General features: G+C 73.9%; 14 protein-coding genes and 1 pseudogene. 10 read left to right on the top strand and 5 right to left on the bottom strand.

Translation table 11 applies throughout. The annotated features are described in order from the left end of the window. Nucleotides 1-53 precede the first annotated feature (53 nt). Nucleotides 54-863 carry a methyltransferase domain-containing protein gene (locus tag ACFVWY_RS23910; protein WP_389875879.1) on the bottom strand — a complete coding sequence of 270 codons (810 nt, stop codon included), beginning with the start codon at nucleotides 861-863 and terminating at the stop codon, nucleotides 54-56. 290 nt (nucleotides 864-1,153) lie between these two features. Between ACFVWY_RS23910 and ACFVWY_RS23905 the strand changes: the two genes are divergently transcribed. From ACFVWY_RS23905 to ACFVWY_RS23895, 3 genes and pseudogenes are all read left to right on the top strand, one after another. After that, complete coding sequence (locus ACFVWY_RS23905) at nucleotides 1,154-2,005, top strand: SMP-30/gluconolactonase/LRE family protein (protein ID WP_389875876.1); 852 nt, start codon at nucleotides 1,154-1,156, stop codon at nucleotides 2,003-2,005. A 150-nt stretch (nucleotides 2,006-2,155) separates the two neighbouring features. Beyond that, entirely contained in the window at nucleotides 2,156-3,400 is a 1,245-nt protein-coding gene (locus tag ACFVWY_RS23900; RefSeq protein WP_389875873.1) for an aminotransferase class I/II-fold pyridoxal phosphate-dependent enzyme, read from the top strand. Further along, nucleotides 3,399-4,066: pseudogene (locus ACFVWY_RS23895) on the top strand (MBL fold metallo-hydrolase); the annotation flags it as partial. The gene ACFVWY_RS23900 and the pseudogene ACFVWY_RS23895, both read left to right, overlap by 2 nt. 9 nt (nucleotides 4,067-4,075) lie before the next feature. Here ACFVWY_RS23895 and ACFVWY_RS23890 read toward each other — a convergent pair. Both ACFVWY_RS23890 and ACFVWY_RS23885 read right to left on the bottom strand, forming a co-directional pair. Then, nucleotides 4,076-4,696, bottom strand: coding sequence for a DedA family protein (locus ACFVWY_RS23890; protein ID WP_389875871.1), 621 nt, complete (start codon nucleotides 4,694-4,696; stop codon nucleotides 4,076-4,078). Continuing rightward, nucleotides 4,693-5,475 (bottom strand): MBL fold metallo-hydrolase, encoded by a 783-nt coding sequence (locus tag ACFVWY_RS23885; RefSeq protein WP_389875868.1) that lies wholly within the window; start codon nucleotides 5,473-5,475, stop codon nucleotides 4,693-4,695. Before ACFVWY_RS23885 ends, ACFVWY_RS23890 begins: the two co-directional genes overlap by 4 nt. Before the next feature lie 258 nt (nucleotides 5,476-5,733). Here ACFVWY_RS23885 and ACFVWY_RS23880 point away from each other — a divergent pair, with 258 nt between their 5' ends. From ACFVWY_RS23880 to secD, 6 genes are all read left to right on the top strand, one after another. Beyond that, complete coding sequence (locus ACFVWY_RS23880; RefSeq protein ID WP_389876111.1) at nucleotides 5,734-6,138, top strand: hypothetical protein; 405 nt, start codon at nucleotides 5,734-5,736, stop codon at nucleotides 6,136-6,138. Between the two features lie 140 nt (nucleotides 6,139-6,278). Continuing rightward, the gene (locus ACFVWY_RS23875; RefSeq protein ID WP_389876108.1) at nucleotides 6,279-8,327 is read left to right on the top strand and encodes a phage holin family protein; all 2,049 of its coding nucleotides are present in this window, start codon (nucleotides 6,279-6,281) and stop codon (nucleotides 8,325-8,327) included. 27 nt (nucleotides 8,328-8,354) lie between these two features. Further along, nucleotides 8,355-10,454: an NAD-dependent DNA ligase LigA gene (ligA, locus tag ACFVWY_RS23870; protein ID WP_389876105.1), complete on the top strand. Its 2,100-nt coding sequence runs from the start codon at nucleotides 8,355-8,357 to the stop codon at nucleotides 10,452-10,454. A gap of 218 nt (nucleotides 10,455-10,672) precedes the next feature. Beyond that, nucleotides 10,673-11,503, top strand: a complete 831-nt coding sequence (locus ACFVWY_RS23865) for a rod shape-determining protein (protein WP_389875865.1) — start codon at nucleotides 10,673-10,675, stop codon at nucleotides 11,501-11,503. Continuing rightward, entirely contained in the window at nucleotides 11,500-12,138 is a 639-nt protein-coding gene (locus ACFVWY_RS23860) for a hypothetical protein (protein WP_389875863.1), read from the top strand. Before ACFVWY_RS23865 ends, ACFVWY_RS23860 begins: the two co-directional genes overlap by 4 nt. Nucleotides 12,139-12,168: 30 nt before the next feature. Continuing rightward, complete coding sequence (gene secD, locus ACFVWY_RS23855) at nucleotides 12,169-14,604, top strand: protein translocase subunit SecD (protein ID WP_389875861.1); 2,436 nt, start codon at nucleotides 12,169-12,171, stop codon at nucleotides 14,602-14,604. Between the two features lie 82 nt (nucleotides 14,605-14,686). Here secD and ACFVWY_RS23850 read toward each other — a convergent pair whose 3' ends face one another. Further along, a complete protein-coding gene (locus ACFVWY_RS23850; protein ID WP_389875858.1) occupies nucleotides 14,687-15,481 on the bottom strand; it encodes a helix-turn-helix domain-containing protein in 795 nt (264 codons plus the stop codon). A 62-nt stretch (nucleotides 15,482-15,543) separates the two neighbouring features. On the opposite strand from ACFVWY_RS23850, the gene ACFVWY_RS23845 reads away from it, so the two are divergent. After that, the gene (locus ACFVWY_RS23845) at nucleotides 15,544-15,849 is read left to right on the top strand and encodes a 4a-hydroxytetrahydrobiopterin dehydratase (RefSeq protein WP_389875855.1); all 306 of its coding nucleotides are present in this window, start codon (nucleotides 15,544-15,546) and stop codon (nucleotides 15,847-15,849) included. Nucleotides 15,850-15,914: 65 nt separating this feature from the next. On the opposite strand, the gene ACFVWY_RS23840 is transcribed toward ACFVWY_RS23845, so the two are convergent. Then, complete coding sequence (locus ACFVWY_RS23840; protein WP_389875853.1) at nucleotides 15,915-16,877, bottom strand: LysR family transcriptional regulator; 963 nt, start codon at nucleotides 16,875-16,877, stop codon at nucleotides 15,915-15,917. Nucleotides 16,878-16,916 lie beyond the last annotated feature (39 nt).

Here is a 16,916-nt window from a genome sequence, read left to right as displayed (position 1 = left end):
GTAGTTGGCGGCGCCTCGCCCTGAGATCGGTTCCGGCGGGCTCTGGTGGCGGCTCAGGCCCGGCAGAGGACTTCGCCGTGCGGGACCATGAACCAGGCGTCCTCCCGGCTGCCCCACGCACGCCACGCGTCGGCGATCGCGGCCAGTTCACCGGCGCTCGCGAAGCCGCCGGAGACGGCCCGTTCCGCGTACGCGGACCCGACCGTGCGGTCCGCCCACAGCCCGCTCCACCAGGCCCGGCTCTCCGGCGTGGCGAAGCACCAGCTCCCGGCGGACGGAGTGATGTCGGTGAAGCCCGCCTGCCGGGCCCAGGAGAGCAGGCGGCGGCCCGCGTCCGGTTCGCCGCCGTTGCCGCGGGCGACCCGGCGGTACAGGTCGAGCCAGTCGGCCAGGCCGGGAACCTCCGGGTACCAGCTCATCGCCGCGTAGTCGCTGTCACGGGCCGCGACGATGCCGCCGGGGCGGCACACGCGCCGCATCTCGCGCAGCGCGCGCACCGGGTCGCCCACGTGCTGGAGCACCTGATGGGCATGGACGATGTCGAAGGAGTCGTCGGGGAAGTCCAGGTCGTGGACATCACCGGTCGCGAACCCGACGTTGCCCAGGCCGCGTTCGGCCGCCACCGCGGCAGCCCCGGACAGCACCTCCGCCGAGGTGTCGACGGCGGTCACCTGGCCGGGGGCGACCAGGGCGGCCAGGTCCGCGGTGATGGTGCCCGGACCGCAGCCCACGTCCAGCACGGACAGACCCGGGCGGAGCCGGTCGGTCAGATAGGCCGCGGAGTTGGCGGCGGTGCGCCAGCGGTGCGAGCGCAGCACCGACTCGTGGTGGCCATGGGTGTAGACGGCGGTCTCCTTCGGCATGGCGGTGCGTCCTTTCCGGGAACGGGAACACGGCTGGGCGCGCCCCGGCGCACGACGGCCGGGACACGAACCGTGAAGAACTGATCGGCACCGCCACCGTACGCCGACGTGTCGCATGATGAGATACGTGTCTTGCCATTCGGATGGTGGCCCGTTGCCGGGGCAAAAGGCGCGTGATTACGCTGTGTTCGGCATTCCGGCCGTTGTCCGCCTGGACGCCTGGACGCCTGGACGCCTGGACGCCTGGACGCCCGGACCCTCCGACGCCACGGACCCCACGAGAGGCAGAAGTGAACGCACCGCACCTGGACGTGGCCGTGCCCGAGCGGGCCGAGCTCGGTGAGGGACCGACCTGGGACGCCGCCACCGGCCGCCTCATCTGGGTCGACATCCTCTCCGCACGCGTGCACACCTTCGACCCGGTCGGCCGACGCCGTACGGTGCTCGCCACCGAGCAGCACGTCGGCGCGGCCAAACCGCGCGCGGGCGGCGGTCTGGCGGTCCATCTGCGGGACGGCATCGGCCTGTACGCCCCCGACGGGGCCTTCCGCTGGCTGGTCCACGACCCGGTGCCGGGGCGGCGCGGAAACGACGCGGCCGTCGCTCCGGACGGATCGCTGTGGGCGGGCACCATGCGGTACGACGGGGCCGAGGGCGGCGGACACCTCACCCGCGTCGCGGCCGACGGCACGGTGACCGAGATCCTGCCCGCCGTGTCGTGCGGCAACGGCATCGGCTGGAGTCCGGACGGACGGCTGATGTACTTCATCGACACCCCCACGCGCCGGATCGACGTCTTCGACGTCGACGGCGCCCGTGTCACGCGGCGGCGCCCGTTCGCCACCGTCGAGGAAGGGGCGGGCTTCCCCGACGGGCTGACCGTCGACGCCGAGGGCGCCGTCTGGGTCGCCCTGTGGGACGGGGCCGCCGTGCGCCGGTACGCACCGGACGGAGCCCTGGACCGGATCGTCCCGCTGCCCGTGCGCCGCCCGACCGCCTGCGCCTTCGGCGGCGCCGACCTGAGCGACCTCTACATCACCACCGCCCGCACCGGGCTCACCGCCCCGCACCCGCTCTCCGGCGCGCTGCTGGTGCTGCCCGGCGCGGGGCGCGGAGTGCCCGGGACGGCCTTCGCGGGCTGACGCCGCGGCGCGCCCGGCCACCGGGCGCGCTCACCCGATCCCTCGTATAAAGGGCCTGACGCGTGAAGGGCCTGAGGGCGAGGGGCCTGAGGGCGAGGGGCCTGAAGGCGAGGGGCCTGATGTGACGGCGCGGCGGTGAAGGAGGACCGGATGGCGCGGCGGCGGACCGAGCGGACCGAGGGTCGCTTCGTACGCGAGGACCGGGGCCCGGTCCGCTACGGGCCGCCCGCCCCCGACCCCGGGCTGCCCGTGCTGCCCGAACTGGCCGCGGTGCTCGCCTCGGCGGCGGACTCCGGGGCACCCGAGCCGACCGGCGGCGGCGGCCCCCTGCGCGAGGCCGCGAGCGCCTACTGGCGGCGGCGCGGGCTGCACGGCGGTCCGGAACACGTCGCCGCCGCCCCGGGCGCCTCGCCGCTGCTGCTCGCCCTGATCGCCGCGCACGGCGGTGATGTGCTCGTCCCCCGCCCCTGCCCCGCGAACTGGATCCCGCAGGCCCGGCTGCTCGGCAGGCCCGCCTACCAGGTGCCCACCCCCGCCGAGTGCGGCGGCGTGCCCGACCCGTACGCGCTGCTGGAGACCGTGCGCAGGGTGCGCGCCGAGGGCGGCAGGCCGCGGCTGCTGCTGCTCTGCGTCGTCGACGACCCGACCGCCACCGTCGCCCCGCCCGAGCTGGTCAGCGAGGCGTGCGAGGCGGCGGTCGCCGAGGGGCTGCACATCATCAGCGACGAGACCTGGCGCGACACCCTGCACCGGCCCCGCGACACCGTCCTGCTCAGCCCGGCCGAGATGTTCCCCGACGACGTCACCGTCCTGTGCGACCTGGCCGGCGCACTGACCCCCTCCGCCTGGCCGGTCGCCGTCGCACGGTTTCCCGGTACGGGCCGGGCCGCGCTGCGCCACGCCCGTACGCTCGACATCCTCACCGCGCTCGGCGCGCACGTCGCCGGGCCGGTGGCCAGCGCCGCCGCCCACGCGCTGCGCGAACCGGACGCTGTGACCGAGCGGGTCCGCCGGGCCGCCGCCCTCCAGGCCCAGGTCGCCGCCGCGGCCCACCGCGCGGTCCTGGCCTCCGGCGCGCTGGCCAGGCCCCCGCAGGCGGGCCGCCACCTCTACGCCGACCTCGGACCGCTCAGGGCCCGGCTGGCCGAACGCGGCGTCACGGACTCGCTGGAGCTGGAGGAGTACCTGACCGAACGCCTCGGCACCCCGACACCGGGCGGACACCGGTTCGGCGACGAACTGGGGGCACTGCGGGTGCGGCTGGGCACCGGCGCGCTGCTCGGCACGACCCCCGAGCGGCAACGGGAGTCACTCACCGCCGGGGCGCCCCTCGCCTTGCCGCACGTGGCCGAAGCGCTGAGCGATTTCGGGGCGGCCCTGGCCGAACTGCGCTGACGGCCTGCCGCCCGTGGACGCCGTCGTCATCAGCCCCAGCCCATACGACCACCTGGGCGCCCCCAGCCCGCGCCGACTGCCCAGGCCGCCCCGTTCTTCCTCGTAGCGCCGGGCTTGGCCGCAGGCGCCGCAGGCGCCACCTCACCCACCTCACCCACCTCACCCGCCTCACCCGCCTCACCCGCCTCACCCGCCTCACCGGACTCGACTGGTGGGATTCGGCAGAACTGGGCGGCGCCCGCTGAGGCTTCGTACCGGCCCACCACTGGTCCAGGCGCACCCTCACCAGCACCTGCCGCTCGCTCTGGGGCGGCTGGATCATCAAGGCCCCCGACGGACAGCGCGGCCACGCCGCCGGGGACACCGGCTACGGGAACTGGTGCGCCGGGCTCGGCCGCCACCACCCCGGCATCGACCTGACCCTTCTGCCGGTCGGGGCGTACGAGCCGCGCTGGCGTCCAGCCGGTGTGCACACCGGCCCCGGGACGGCCGTACTGGCCCACCGGGGCCTCGGCGCCCGCGCGAGGGCGCCGGTGCACAGGGCCGCCTTCCTGCGCAGCGCGGAGCCCGTGGGCGAAACCACTGGCCCGGCCGCGTACCGCCTGGCAGCGGGCCGGACATCCCCGAGAGCTCCTCTGGGACCTGCCGGTCGGCGCCTCACGGACACGGGAGACGTCAGTGGGCGAACCGGGCCCGCGCCCGCCGCCACACCGCCGGACCCCCGCTGATCACCAGCGTCAGTCCCACCGCGGCGACCACCCCCTGCCACGGTTCGGGGAACAGCGAACCGCCCAGAACGCCGATCAGCTGGTACGTCGCCGCCCACGCCAGACACGCGGGAACATCGCCACGGGCGAACCTGCGCAGCGGCATCCGGCCCAGCAGACACGCCAGCATCACCGGAATGCGTCCCGCGGGCACCAGCCGGGACAGCACCAGCACCATCGCACCGTGCTCGTCCAGCTTCCGCTGGGCCTGCGCGAGCCGCTCCGGCGCCGCCCGGTCGCTGATCGTGTTCAGCCACCGGGATCCGTTCTTCGACCGCACGCCGCGCTGACCCAGCCAGTACAGGCACAGGTCACCGAGGAACGCCGCCGCCGAGGCCACCACGAAGACGATCAGCAGGGAGAACGGCGACGACTGGTGCAGCGCCACCACTCCGGCCGAGCTCACCAGCGCCCCGGTCGGCACCACCGGCACCAGCGCACCCAGCGACACCAGCAGGAACAAGGACGGGTAGCCGACCGCCTGCTGCGTCGACTCCGGGGGCAGCTGCCCCACGACCTGCTGGATCACCTGGCGGCCTCCGGCCGCACACGCTCACCGTGGGCCAGCCGGTGCACCGCCACCTCCGGCGCCAGCAGCGCCGACTTCCGGACGAACTCGTCACCCGGCGCGTGGAACTCGTGCGGCCGGACCCCGTCCAGGCCGATCGGCCAGTACGTGCCGTAGTGCACCGGAACCGCCGACCGCGGCTCCAGCAGGGCCAGGGCCTGCGCCGCCCGGCCCGCGTCCAGATGGCCGTGCCCCAGGTTCGGACCCCAGCCGCCCACCGGCAGCAGCGCCACGTCCACCGGCCCGACCGCCTCCGCCATGTCGTCGAAGAGCCCGGTGTCCCCCGCGAAGTACGTCCGCGCCTCACCCTCGACCACGAAGCCGAGCGCGGGGGAGCGGTGCGCGCCCACCGGCAGCCGCCGCCCGTCGTGCAGCGCGGGAACCACCCGCACGCGCACCTCGCCGAGCCGGATCTCCTCGCCCGGGACCACCTCGGTGATCCGCAGCCCGCGCACCGTACGCAGCAGCCGCAGCCCCGGCACCGCGCGCACCGCACCGCGCGGCACCACCAGCCGGCTGCCGGGGGCGAGCCGGGCCAGCGACGGCAGGTGCAGATGGTCGGAGTGCAGATGCGAGACGAGCACGGCGTCGGCCACCGCGGCCTCCGGGCCGGGCAGCTCACCGCGACGGCGGCGCAGATGGGCGAAGCGCCGCGCGAAGAGCGGATCGGTCAGCACCCGCACCCCGGAATCCTCGATGGTGCAGGTGGCATGACCCCACCAGGTGACTTCCACCGGCACGTGCCGCCTCCTTGCTCCCGGGCCGTTCACCGCGGTTCCCGCCGTCATTCGCCGTGTCTCACTGTCGAGCCTAGGGCCTGTGGTCAAACGGGGTGGGGGCGCACGGACGTTCCGGCCCGCGCCCTTCACCTCCCCGCGGCCCCTGCACGCGCCTTCTTGCGCGGCCGCGCGGACGGTAGGGTCGCCGACAGGTCCCGGGCCGTCTCCGGCGGATCGTGACCGGGGCGCGACGCACCAGGGGGGACGGTCATGGGGGACATGACGGACGTACGGGTGGCGGCCATCGCCAGCCTCACACCGCTCGAAGAGCTCGACAGCGATCCGTTCCTCGTGGACACCCGCGGCCAGCAGGACATGTGCGCCCGCTGGGCCGCCGACAAGGGGTACGTCGTCACCCGGCAGCTGCGGCTCTACGGGCTCCGCCCCGACCACCACGCGTTATGGACCGACGTGGAGAGCGGCGAGATCGAGCTCTTCGTGGCCGCCAGCGACCGTGTCCTGGCCCGCGCGGTCACCTCGGTGCCGGAATTCGCGGCCGAGTGCGAGCGGCGGGGAGTGGGGCTGGAGATCGCGGGGCTGGACGAGCCCCGCTACACCCCCCGGACCAAGGCCTACGTCCACCGCAGACTCTCCATGCCGACGGCCGGCTACGACGGCTGCTGACCCGGTCACCGGCCGCCGTGCCCGGTGATCCGCGGACCCGCTGTGAAAAGCTGGGGGCCCAGGGCCCGGAACAGCGGGGTCCGGACGTGAGGTGGAACGGCGTGGTCGACGGGCGATGGCGAACGGCCGGCAGCGCCCTGATGCGAGTGGTCGTGGTGTGGGCGGTCTCGACGCTCACGATGCTGGTGCTCGCCGGGATACTGCCGGACTTCCAGCTCCAGTCGGACGACGGCGACAGCATCACCAAGATCGCGTTCACCGCGGCCTGGGGCGCCGGTGCCTTCGGGCTGCTCTCCGCGCTGGTCTGGCCGGTCCTCGTGCGGGCCCTGCTCATCGTGCCCGCGCTCGTCCTCGGCCTGCTCGTCTTCTTCCTCAACGGCTCGCTGCTGCTGCTCGCCCTGCGGCTGATCCCGGACGGGCGCGGCGCGGCCAACCCGGAGACCGCGGTCGTCGTCGCGGCCGTGATGTCCGCCGTCGCCTCCGCCACCTCCACCGCGCTCGCCGTCCGTGACGACAACGCCTACCGGCGCAGGCTCTCCCGGCTGGCCGACCGGCGCCGACGGCGCAGCGGTGCGGACAGCGGGCGCTGTGGCCCGCCCGGCACCGTCTTCCTCCAGCTCGACGGGGTCGGCCATGACGTCCTCGCCCACGCCGCCGAGACGGGCCTGATGCCGACCGTCGCCCAATGGCTGGCCGACAAGGAGGAGGGCCACCGGCTCACCCCCTGGCGTACCGACTGGTCCAGCCAGACCGGCGCCAGCCAGCTCGGCATCCTGCACGGCAGCAACCACGACGTCCCCGCCTTCCGCTGGTACGAGAAGGAGACCGGCGACGTCATGGTCTCCAGCCGTCCCGCGAGCGCCCTGGAGCTCCAGCGCCGGGCCGTCGAGCGCACCCGTGACGGCGGGCTGCTCACCCTGGACGGCGCCAGCCGCGGCAACCTCTTCAGCGGCGGCGCCGACCAGCTGGCTCTCGTCCTGTCCATGGCGGCCCGCTTCGGCAAGGGCCGCCGCTCCCGGGCCGGTTACTTCGCGTACTTCTCCGACCCGGCCAACGCCGTGCGCACCGCGCTCTCCTTCGTCGCCGAGGTCGGCCGGGAGATCGGCCAGTCGACCCGGGCACGGCTGCGGAAGGTGACGCCCCGGGTCAAGCGCGGCGGCCTCTACCCCTTCATCCGGGCCTTCGCGACCGTGGTCGAACGCGATGTGGTGGTCTCCGCCGTCATCGGGGACATGTTCGCCGGGCGCACCGCCGTCTACGCCGACCTGGTCGCGTACGACGAGGTGGCGCACCACTCCGGACCGCACAGCCACGACGCGGAGAGGGTGCTCGCGCGGCTGGACCGCTCGCTCGCCCTGATCGCCAAGGTCGCCGAGCACACCCCGCGCGCCTACCGGATCGTGCTGCTCTCGGATCACGGGCAGAGCCCCGGGGAGACCTTCGAAGGGGCGTACGGGCTGACCCTCAAGGAGCTGGTGCGGGCGGGCTGCGGACTGCCGGTGCCGCGCCGGGCCCAGCGCACCCGCAGCGCCTCGGAGGCGCGGGACGCGGTACGGATCGCACTGCACCGGCCGGTCGCCGAAGGTGAGGAGGAACCTTTCTCCAGACCTTCCGAGCCGGTGGTCCTCGCTTCCGGGAACCTCGGCCTGATCTCCTTCCCCGACATCCGGGGACGTGCCTCGCGCGAACAGCTCGACCGCAGCCGCCCCGCCCTGCTCGGCACCCTCGCCAACCACCCGGGCGTCGGCTTTCTGCTGGTCCGCAGCGAGCGCCACGGATCGGTGGTGCTGGGCCGTGGCGGCACGGAGGTCCCGGTGCCGGAGCTGGCGGACGGGCAGGGGCCGCTGGCCCCGTTCGGTCCCGGCGCGGCGGCGGCGGTGCGGCGCACGGACACCTTCCCGCACGTCGCCGACATCATGGTCAACTCGATGTACGACGGTGCCACGGGCTGTGTGCACGCCTTCGAGGAGCAGATCGGCTCGCACGGCGGCCTGGGCGGCGAGCAGTCCCGGCCCTTCCTGCTGTGGCCGGCCGGGCTGTCCGCTCCGGTGGCCCCGGGCGGGGAGCTGGTCGGCGCCGAGCAGGTGCACCGGGTGCTGCGGCGGTGGCTGCGGGAGTGCTCGGGCCCGCAGGTCCCGCTGGCGCAGGGCGGGGACGAGGCCGACGGACCGCTCCGGGCGGCCGGCTGAGGAGCGTTGTCAGTGGTGGACGGCAGGATGGGGGCCATGACGAACTCAGCTGTTGTGCTCGCCGATACCGCCGCCTACGCCGCCGCGGTCGAGGAAGCGACGCGGGCCGCCGCCGCGTACTACGCCACGGGCGAAAGCACGCTCGACGACGACGCCTACGACCGGCTGGTGCGGGGGATCGCCGCCTACGAGCAGGAGCACCCCCAGGAGGTGCTCGACGCCTCTCCCACCGGGAAGGTGGCGGGCGGCGCCGCGAGCGGCGACGTTCCGCACACGGTGCCGATGCTCTCCCTGGACAACGTCTTCTCGGCCGAGCAGTTCGTCACGTGGACGGCCTCGCTGGAGCGCCGGATAGGCAGGCCCGTCGCGGCCTGGAGCGTGGAGCCGAAGCTCGACGGACTCGCGGTCGCGGCGCGCTACCGGTCGGGCCGCCTGGAGCAGCTGATCACCCGGGGCGACGGCACCGCCGGTGAGGACGTCTCGCACGCGATCGGTACGGTCGTGGGCCTGCCCGAGCGGCTCGCCGAGCCGGTGACGATCGAGATGCGCGGCGAGATCCTCATGACCACCGAGCAGTTCGAGCAGGCCAACGCCGCCCGCACCGGGCACGGCGGCGCGCCCTTCGCCAACCCGAGGAACGGCGCGGCCGGTACGTTGCGCGCCAAGGACCGGGCGTACACGGTCGAGATGACGTTCTTCGCCTACGGTGCGCTGCCACTGCCCGAATCCGGCGGGCTCGCCGACACCCTCGCCGAACTCCCGCACAGCGAGGTGCTCGGATACGTCGCCCGCCTGGGCGTGCACACCGCCGCGGGCACGGACGTCGCTCCGCGCACCGTCGGCAGCGCCGAGGAGGTGCAGAGCAGGGTCGAGGAGATCGCCGCCCGGCGAGCCACGCTGCCGTTCGGTATCGACGGCATCGTGATCAAGGCCGATCTCGCGGCCGACCAGCGCGAAGCGGGCTCCGGCACCCGGGCACCGCGCTGGGCCATCGCGTACAAGCTCCCGGCCGTCGAGAAGGTCACCCGGCTCCTCGACGTCGAGTGGAACGTGGGCCGGACGGGCATCATCGCGCCGCGCGCCGTGCTGGAGCCGGTCGAGATCGACGGCTCGACCGTCAGCTACGCCACCCTGCACAACCCCGCCGACATCACCCGCCGCGATCTGCGCCTGGGCGACCGGGTGATGGTCTACAAGGCGGGCGACATCATTCCCCGCATCGAGGCCCCCGTCGCCCATCTGCGGACCGGTGACGAGAAGCCGATCGAGTTCCCGGAGTCCTGCCCCCAGTGCGGCTCGGAGATAGACACCAGCGAGCAGCGCTGGCGCTGCGTCCGGGGCCGGGCCTGCCGCCTGGTCGCCTCCATCTCGTACGCGGCGGGCCGCGACCAGCTCGATATCGAGGGCCTCGGCGCGACCAGGGTCGTCCAGCTCGTCGAGGCCGGGCTGGTCACGGACTTCGCCGACCTGTTCACCCTCGGACGCGAGCAGCTGCTGGGCCTGGAGCGGATGGGGGAGACCAGCACCGACAACCTCCTGGCGGCCATCGAGACGGCACGGACGCAGCCGCTCTCCCGGGTCTTCTGCGCGCTCGGCGTGCGCGGCACCGGGCGTTCCATGTCCCGCCGGATCGCCCGCTACTTCGCGGAGATGGACCGGATCAGGGCAGCCGACGCCGAGGAGCTCCAGCGGGTCGACGGCATCGGCAAGGAGAAGGCCGCCGGGGTCGTCGCCGAGCTGGCGGAGCTGGCACCGCTGATCGAGAAGCTGGTGGCCGCGGGGGTCACCATGACGGAGCCCGGCGCCACGCCGCCGCCCGTGCCGGGGGAGGAGACCGGAGAGGAGGGCACCGGGGACGGGGAAGGGCTGCCGCTGGGCGGGATGACGGTGGTGGTCACCGGAGCCATGACCGGCGTTCTGGAGAAGCTCTCCCGCAACGAGATGAACGAGCTGATCGAGCGGGCCGGAGGCAAGTCCTCCTCCAGCGTCTCCAAGCGCACCTCGCTCCTGGTCGCCGGGGAGAAGGCCGGTTCCAAGCGCACCAAGGCGGAGGACCTCGGCATACGGATAGCCGCGCCCGACGAGTTCGCCGAGCTGATCGCCGACTTCCTGCCCCAGACGGTGTGAGCCCTGCCCGCCCCGAGGCCGACGGGGTGCGTCGGGGCGGGCACGAGGGCGGGAACGGGGGGCGGGAGCGGGGCTGCGCACGGTGGTCAAGCCCTTGGATTTTGCCCGGGAGTGGCTTTCTTTGCCTCCCTATTGCATAGTGAGGGCTCGACCATGCCTCGCAATCAGCGGGCGTATGGGTGTGTGCGCGGCCGCGTGGGCGAGCCGGGGGAGGGACGATGCGTTCACTGCACCACGGACCGCAGTTCGGCCCGTCCGCCCGCTGGGACCACCGGGGCGCCACCCGCGGTCTCGCTCTCGACCTCGGCAGCTCCCGCACCCGCGTCTGGGTGCCCGGACACGGGGTCCTGGCCGACACCGACACCGACCTCTGCGGCGACGCCGGTACGGGGCCCGGCCACGGCCGCCCGGTCCGGCGCGGACGCATCGTCGACCCCGAGTCCTGCGGCCGGATGCTCGGCCGGATCGCCGACACGGCGCTGGGCACCGACCGCACCGGCACCGTGATCGTGCTCAGCCACCCCGTGCTCGCCGGGCCCCGGCACCGTGCGGCGGCGCACGACCTGCTCGCCGCGCTCGGGCCGACCACCGTCATCGCCCTCGACAGCGCGCGGGCCGCCGCCGCGTCGGCCGGTCCCCGGGACGGCGGCCCACTGCTCGTCGTCGACATCGGCGCCGGGCTGACCGAGGCGACCCTCCTCGTCGACGACCAGGTCCGCGACGCCCGCCAGGCCGAGACGGGACTGGACGATCTCGACCCGGACCGGGCGCCCACCGCCGTCGTCCGCACCGTCCTGGACATGATCCTGGGGATGTGGCAGCAGGACCGGCACGGCGCCGTCCTCGGGGCCCTGCGCAAGGGCCCGCTGCTCACCGGAGGCGGCGCCGCCCGCCCCGACATCACCGACCGGATCACGGCCAGCCTCGGGGCTCCGGTGCGCCTCGCCGATGACCCGGCGACCGCCGTCGTCCGCGGCGCGGGAATGGTCCTCAGCTCCCTGCTCCGCCCGGCCGCCACGGCCACGGTCCCGACCGGCCGAGCAGGGTGACCCCCCTCCCGGGGCCGCCCCCGGGGAACGCGCCCCCGAGGGCACGGCCGTGCACCCCGGCACACCACCGCATCCCGCGGGCGGCCCGGGTACTCCTCGCCACCCTCCTGCTCACCGTCCTCGCCGTCACCGGCAGCGTTCCCACGGCGCTCGGCTCCGCGCTGCCCGCCCGGCCGTCCGCCGGGGTTCCGTCCTCCGTCGCGTACGCCCCCGGCGGCCACCGGCCCACCCCGCACACCGACCGCACCACCCACACCACCCGCTCCGGCGCCGGAAACGGTGCCGGTGCCGGAGCCGCCCAGGACACCCGCCGTGTCCGCACGGCCGCTGCGGCCGACCACACGCACCGCCCGCAGACCGGCCCCGCTCCCCAGCCCAGGGCCGGGAGCGACCAGGTCCGCACGGCACACCACCTCCCGCCGCCCGGACTCGACGCCCTGCTCCCCCGCACCCCCGGCAGCGGGCCCTGGTTCCGTGCCCACCACCAGGCCCCCGCCGAGCCGCCACGCGCCGTCGGGCGCCTGCGCGTCGCGCTCCCCGGCGTGCGCGGACCTCCGAGGAAGGCCGCTCACCGGCCACCGGTCCTGCCACCGGTCCCGTTCCACAGCACCGCCGTTCAGCCCCCGCCGAGGTGAGGGCGTCCGGCGCCCCCTCGGAGGAAACCCATGACTCGCGCCACCACGGTGCGGGCGGTTCTGGCTGCGGCCGTACTGCTCGTCTCCGTGCTCATCACGCTGACCATGTCACCCAGACTCGGCCTCGACCTTCAGGGCGGCACCCGCATGGTGCTCCAGGCCAAGGACTCGGACACCGCGAAGGCGGACCGGGAGAGCACCGAGCGCACCCTCGAAGTGCTGCGCCAGCGCATCGACTCCCTCGGCGTCGCCGAACCCACCCTGACCCGCTCCGGTGAGGACCGGATCATCGTCGAACTCCCGGACGTCCAGGACCCGCGCAAGGCCGCCGAGGTCATCGGCCGCACGGCCCAGCTCGGCTTCCACGCGGTCCAGGGCCCCGGCGCCGATGACAACGGCGACGGTCAGAAGCCCGACGACAACGGCAAGTCGACGGCGGACAGCGGAAAGAACCCGGCGGACGGCGAGGAGAAGCCGGGAGACAGCGGAAAGAACCCCGCGGACAGCGACAAGAAGACCGGCGACGGCAAAGCCTCCGGCGACGGGCCGATCTTCCGCGACGAGCAGGGGCAGGCCCTCGACCTCGGCCCCGTCCGGCTCACCGGCGCGGGCGTCAAGGACGCGACCGCCGAGTTCGACGCCCAGCAGGGCGCGGGCTGGACCGTCTCCCTCGACTTCCACAAGCAGGCGGGCCGGGACTGGACCCGGCTGACCGGCGAGGCCGCCTGCTACCCGGAGCAGGACGTGCGGCGCCGCGTCGCCATCGTCCTCGACCAGCAGATCATCTCCTCGCCGCAGGTCTCCCCCTCGGTCGCCTGCAACACCGGACTGCCCTCCGGCTCCACCCAGATCACCGGATCGTTCAGTGCGGACGAGGCCCGGGAACTGGCCCTGCTGATCAAGGGCGGCGCCCTGCCGCTGCCCGTCGAGATCGTCGAGCAGCGGACCGTCGGCCCGACGCTCGGCGCCGCCGCCATCGACGCCAGCGCCCGCGCCGCCCTCATCGGCGCCGCGGCCACCGCGCTCTTCATCACCGTCGTCTACCGGCTCTTCGGCGCACTCGCCGCCTTCGCGCTGGCCGCCTACGGACTGATCTCCTACGCGGCCCTGGTCGCACTCGGGGTCACCCTCACCCTGCCTGGCCTCGCCGGATTCGTCCTGGCCATCGGGATGGCGGTCGACGCCAACGTCCTTGTCTTCGAACGGGCCAGGGAGGAACACGCCCAGCATCCGGGCCGTACCCTGCGCTCCTCACTGACCGCCGGGTTCCGCGGTGCCTGGAGCGCCGTCGCCGACTCCAACGTGACGACACTCATCGCGGCCGGGCTGCTCTTCTTCCTCGGCTCCGGACCGGTGAAGGGCTTCGGCGTCACCCTCGCCATCGGTGTGATCGCCTCGATGTTCTCCGCGCTGGTCATCGCCCGCGCCCTCACCGAGATCGCCGCCGGTTCCCGGTTCGTCAACGACTACCGGGGCATCAACGGCATCGCGGTTCCCGGCCGGGTGCGCACCTGGCTGACCCGCCGCGACATCCGGCTGATGCGGTCGCCGCGCCGTTGGCTGACGGTCTCCGCGGTCCTGGTCGCGGTGGCCGTCCTCGGCATCGTCGTGCGCGGGGTGAACCTGGGCGTCGAGTTCACCGGCGGGCGCTTGGTGGAGTACTCGACCAGCCAGCCCGTCGACGTGGAGCGGGCCCGTACGGTCCTGGCCGGTGCGGGCTTCGGCGACGCCGAGGTCACCACGGCGGGTGCGGGCGACCTCTCGGTGCGGACCGCCGGGCTCGACAACGACGGCGAGCACGCCCTGCGCGCCGCCCTCGCGAAGGAGGGCGGCGAGACCACCAAGGTGCGCGACGAGCTCATCGGCCCCAGCCTCGGCGACGAGCTGCGGCGCAACGCGCTGATCGCCCTCGCCATCGCGGTGCTGGTGCAGCTGGCCTACCTGGCCGTCCGGTTCCGCTGGACCTTCGCCCTGGCCTCGGTCGGGGCCCTGGTCCATGACGTGATCATCCTGGTCGGCGTCTTCGCCTGGCTCGGCCGCACCATCGACGGCATCTTCCTGGCCGCGCTCCTGACCGTCATCGGATATTCCGTCAACGACTCGGTGGTGGTCTTCGACCGGGTACGGGAGCTCTGGGCGAAGGCCCGCCGCGTACCGGTGGCCACCATCGCCGACCGGGCCATCGTCCAGACCGTCCCCCGCACGGTCAACACCGGGATGGGCGCCCTCTTCATCCTGGTCGCGCTCGCCGTGCTGGGCGGTGACTCCCTCGCGGACTTCGCCCTGGCCCTGCTGATCGGCATCTGCGTCGGCACCTACTCCTCCGTGCTGACCGCCGTGCCCCTCGCCCTGGTCCTGGAACGCAGCAGCAAGGCCCCGCCGCCCGCCCGCAAGCGGTCCCCGGGACGCCGCTCCGGTACGAAGACGGCCCGCCGCGACCCGCACGACAACGGGGCCCGCGTGTAGGGCATCGGTCCAACGGCTGACGGCTGACGGCTGACGGCTGACGGCTGACGGTCCCGGGTCCGGGACCGTCAGCCACCGGCTGTCAGGAGGACAGGGCGTGCAGATGGTCGGCGGTGGCCTGGTCGGCGGGAAGGAACGTCTCGATCGCCAGTTCGGACACCGTCACGTCCATCGGCGTGTTGAACGTCGCGATGGAGCAGACGAAGGAGAGCGTCCGCCCGCCGTGCTCGATCAGCAGGGGCAGCGCGAAGGGCAGCGACCGTTCGGGCCCGGGGGAGCTGTCCTCCGGCACGGGATAGCCCGCGACCTCCTCGTACAGCTCACGCAGCTCCGCCGAACGCACCAGGGCGATCTGACGCTCCATCTGGTCCAGCAGATCGGCCCGCCACTCCCGCAGATTGCGGATGCGCGGCGCGAGCCCCCGCGGATGCAGCGTCAGCCGCATGGCGTTCACCGGGGGAACCAGCAGATGCTCGGCCGCCCCCTCCGCCAGCACCAGCATCCCCCGGTTGGCCGCCACCACGTCGTAGGTGCCGTCGACGACGATCGCCGGATACGGCTCGTACGCCTGGAGCAGCCGTTGCATCCCCTCACGCAGCGCGCCGAACGCCGGATCGTCCAGCGCGGTCTGTGCGTAGCGTGGTGCGTAACCGGCCACCACCAGCAGCGCGTTGCGCTCCCTGACCGGTACGCCGAGATGTTCGGCCAGCCGCAGGATCATCTCCTCGCTGGGACGTGAGCGGCCCGTCTCGATGAACGAGATGTGGCGGGCCGAGGAATCGGCGCGCAGCGCCAGTTCCAGCTGACTTATCCGGCGCCGCTCACGCCAACTGCGCAGCAGCGTTCCTACCCCCGTGTCGGGCGCGACAGTCGTCATACCCAGACCGTAACGTCACCGGCACCGCGGACCGTACCGAACACCGACGAGGGAGCCGCCCCATGCCCGCCGCACCGCTGTCCCGGCAGGAGATCGAGGACGGGCTGGTCGATCTGCCCGGCTGGTCGCTGGAGGGCGACCGGATCGCCTGTGCCTACCGCCTCCACGACCACTTCGCCGCCGCCGCGTTCGTCCTGCACATCGCCGCGATCCAGAACGAGCTGAACCACCACTCCGACCTGACCCTCGGCTACAACACGGTCTCCTTGTCCGTGAACACGCACGACGCGGGCGGCGCGGTCACCGGGAACGACCTGGCGCTGGCCGCACGGGTGGCGGCGATCGCCCCCGGTCATCACGTGCGGTAGTGCCACGTGCTGTGACCGGTCACGGCGTCACTCCCTGCCGGTGGCGCGGCGCACCACGTACTCCGTCACAGCGCCGCGCCGAACCGGGGGTGGGCGGAGAGCCAGTCGGTGTAGCTCTCGCTGCGCCGCACCGCCTCCCCGTACGCCGCCCGGGTGTACCCGCTCACCGAACCCGCCGCCGCCCCCGCTGCCCTCGAACGCGGATGCCAGCCCAGCAGATGGCGCCAGGTCAGCGGCGCGCCGCTGATCGGCCGGGTCACCACCCCCGGAGTCGGCGGGAACGTCGCCCGGCACAGCCCGACCGCCCGCCCCACCTGCACCAGATGAACGACGGAGGTGGTGTCCGTCTCATACACCGAGACGGGGCTGAACCCGGACCGGGCGCAGGCGCTGATGAAGCAGTCCGCGAAGCAGCCCTCGCCCGGCACGTCCGCCCAGCACTCCTCCGCCAGCGAGGCGAGGTCCAGCTCCGGCTCACCGGCGAGCCGGTGGGAGTCCGGCAGCATCACGAACACCGGATCGACGCCGATCACCTGCCAGGTCAGCCGGTCCTGGGCGGGCGGTGGGCTCTCCCCGCACGTTCCGATGAGGGCGAAGTCCAGCCGCCCGTCCACCAGCTGGGCGGCGATCTCCGCGACCGACCAGGAGGTGTACGTCGACACGGGGGACGTCGGATGCGCGGTGACCAGCCGGTCCACCAGGCCGCCCAGCAGCGGACCGTGCGTACCGCCGAGCCGGAAGCGCTCCATGGCCCCCCACGCGTTGGCGAAGCGGACCGCCTCCTCCTGGAGCTCGCTGACGGCGGGCAGCACCACCCGGGCCCGTTCCAGCACCAGCTCACCCAGGAGTGTGGGCCGGGCTCCGGTGTGGTCGCGGTCGAAGAGCGGACCGCCGAGTGCCTTCTCGATCCGGCGCAGCTGCGCGCTGAGCGCGGGCTGGGCAAGGCCGAGGGCCGCGGCGGCCTTGGTCAGGCTGCCGGTGTCGGCTATGGCACGTACGGTTCGCAGATGGCGCAACTCCAGCTCCATAAACGCAAGTTATGGGCCCGGCGGCCTACCGGCAATATG

The organism is Streptomyces sp. NPDC058195, assembly GCF_042883525.1.
Classification (GTDB): domain Bacteria; phylum Actinomycetota; class Actinomycetes; order Streptomycetales; family Streptomycetaceae; genus Streptomyces.
Note: the sequence above shows the minus strand (reverse complement) of the source record. Positions and strands in the feature narration are given on the sequence as shown.

Excerpts from the sequence above, each read along its gene's own strand:
- ACFVWY_RS23910 (WP_389875879.1), bottom strand. The coding sequence starts at position 863 with ATGCCGAAGGAGACCGCCGTCTACACCCATGGCCACCACGAGTCGGTG.
- ACFVWY_RS23900 (WP_389875873.1), top strand. The coding sequence starts at position 2,156 with ATGGCGCGGCGGCGGACCGAGCGGACCGAGGGTCGCTTCGTACGCGAG.
- ACFVWY_RS23880 (WP_389876111.1), top strand. The coding sequence starts at position 5,734 with ATGACGGACGTACGGGTGGCGGCCATCGCCAGCCTCACACCGCTCGAA.
- ACFVWY_RS23875 (WP_389876108.1), top strand. The coding sequence starts at position 6,279 with ATGCGAGTGGTCGTGGTGTGGGCGGTCTCGACGCTCACGATGCTGGTG.
- ligA (WP_389876105.1), top strand. The coding sequence starts at position 8,355 with ATGGGGGCCATGACGAACTCAGCTGTTGTGCTCGCCGATACCGCCGCC.
- ACFVWY_RS23865 (WP_389875865.1), top strand. The coding sequence starts at position 10,673 with ATGCGTTCACTGCACCACGGACCGCAGTTCGGCCCGTCCGCCCGCTGG.
- secD (WP_389875861.1), top strand. The coding sequence starts at position 12,169 with ATGACTCGCGCCACCACGGTGCGGGCGGTTCTGGCTGCGGCCGTACTG.
- ACFVWY_RS23850 (WP_389875858.1), bottom strand. The coding sequence starts at position 15,481 with ATGACGACTGTCGCGCCCGACACGGGGGTAGGAACGCTGCTGCGCAGT.
- ACFVWY_RS23845 (WP_389875855.1), top strand. The coding sequence starts at position 15,544 with ATGCCCGCCGCACCGCTGTCCCGGCAGGAGATCGAGGACGGGCTGGTC.
- ACFVWY_RS23840 (WP_389875853.1), bottom strand. The coding sequence starts at position 16,877 with ATGGAGCTGGAGTTGCGCCATCTGCGAACCGTACGTGCCATAGCCGAC.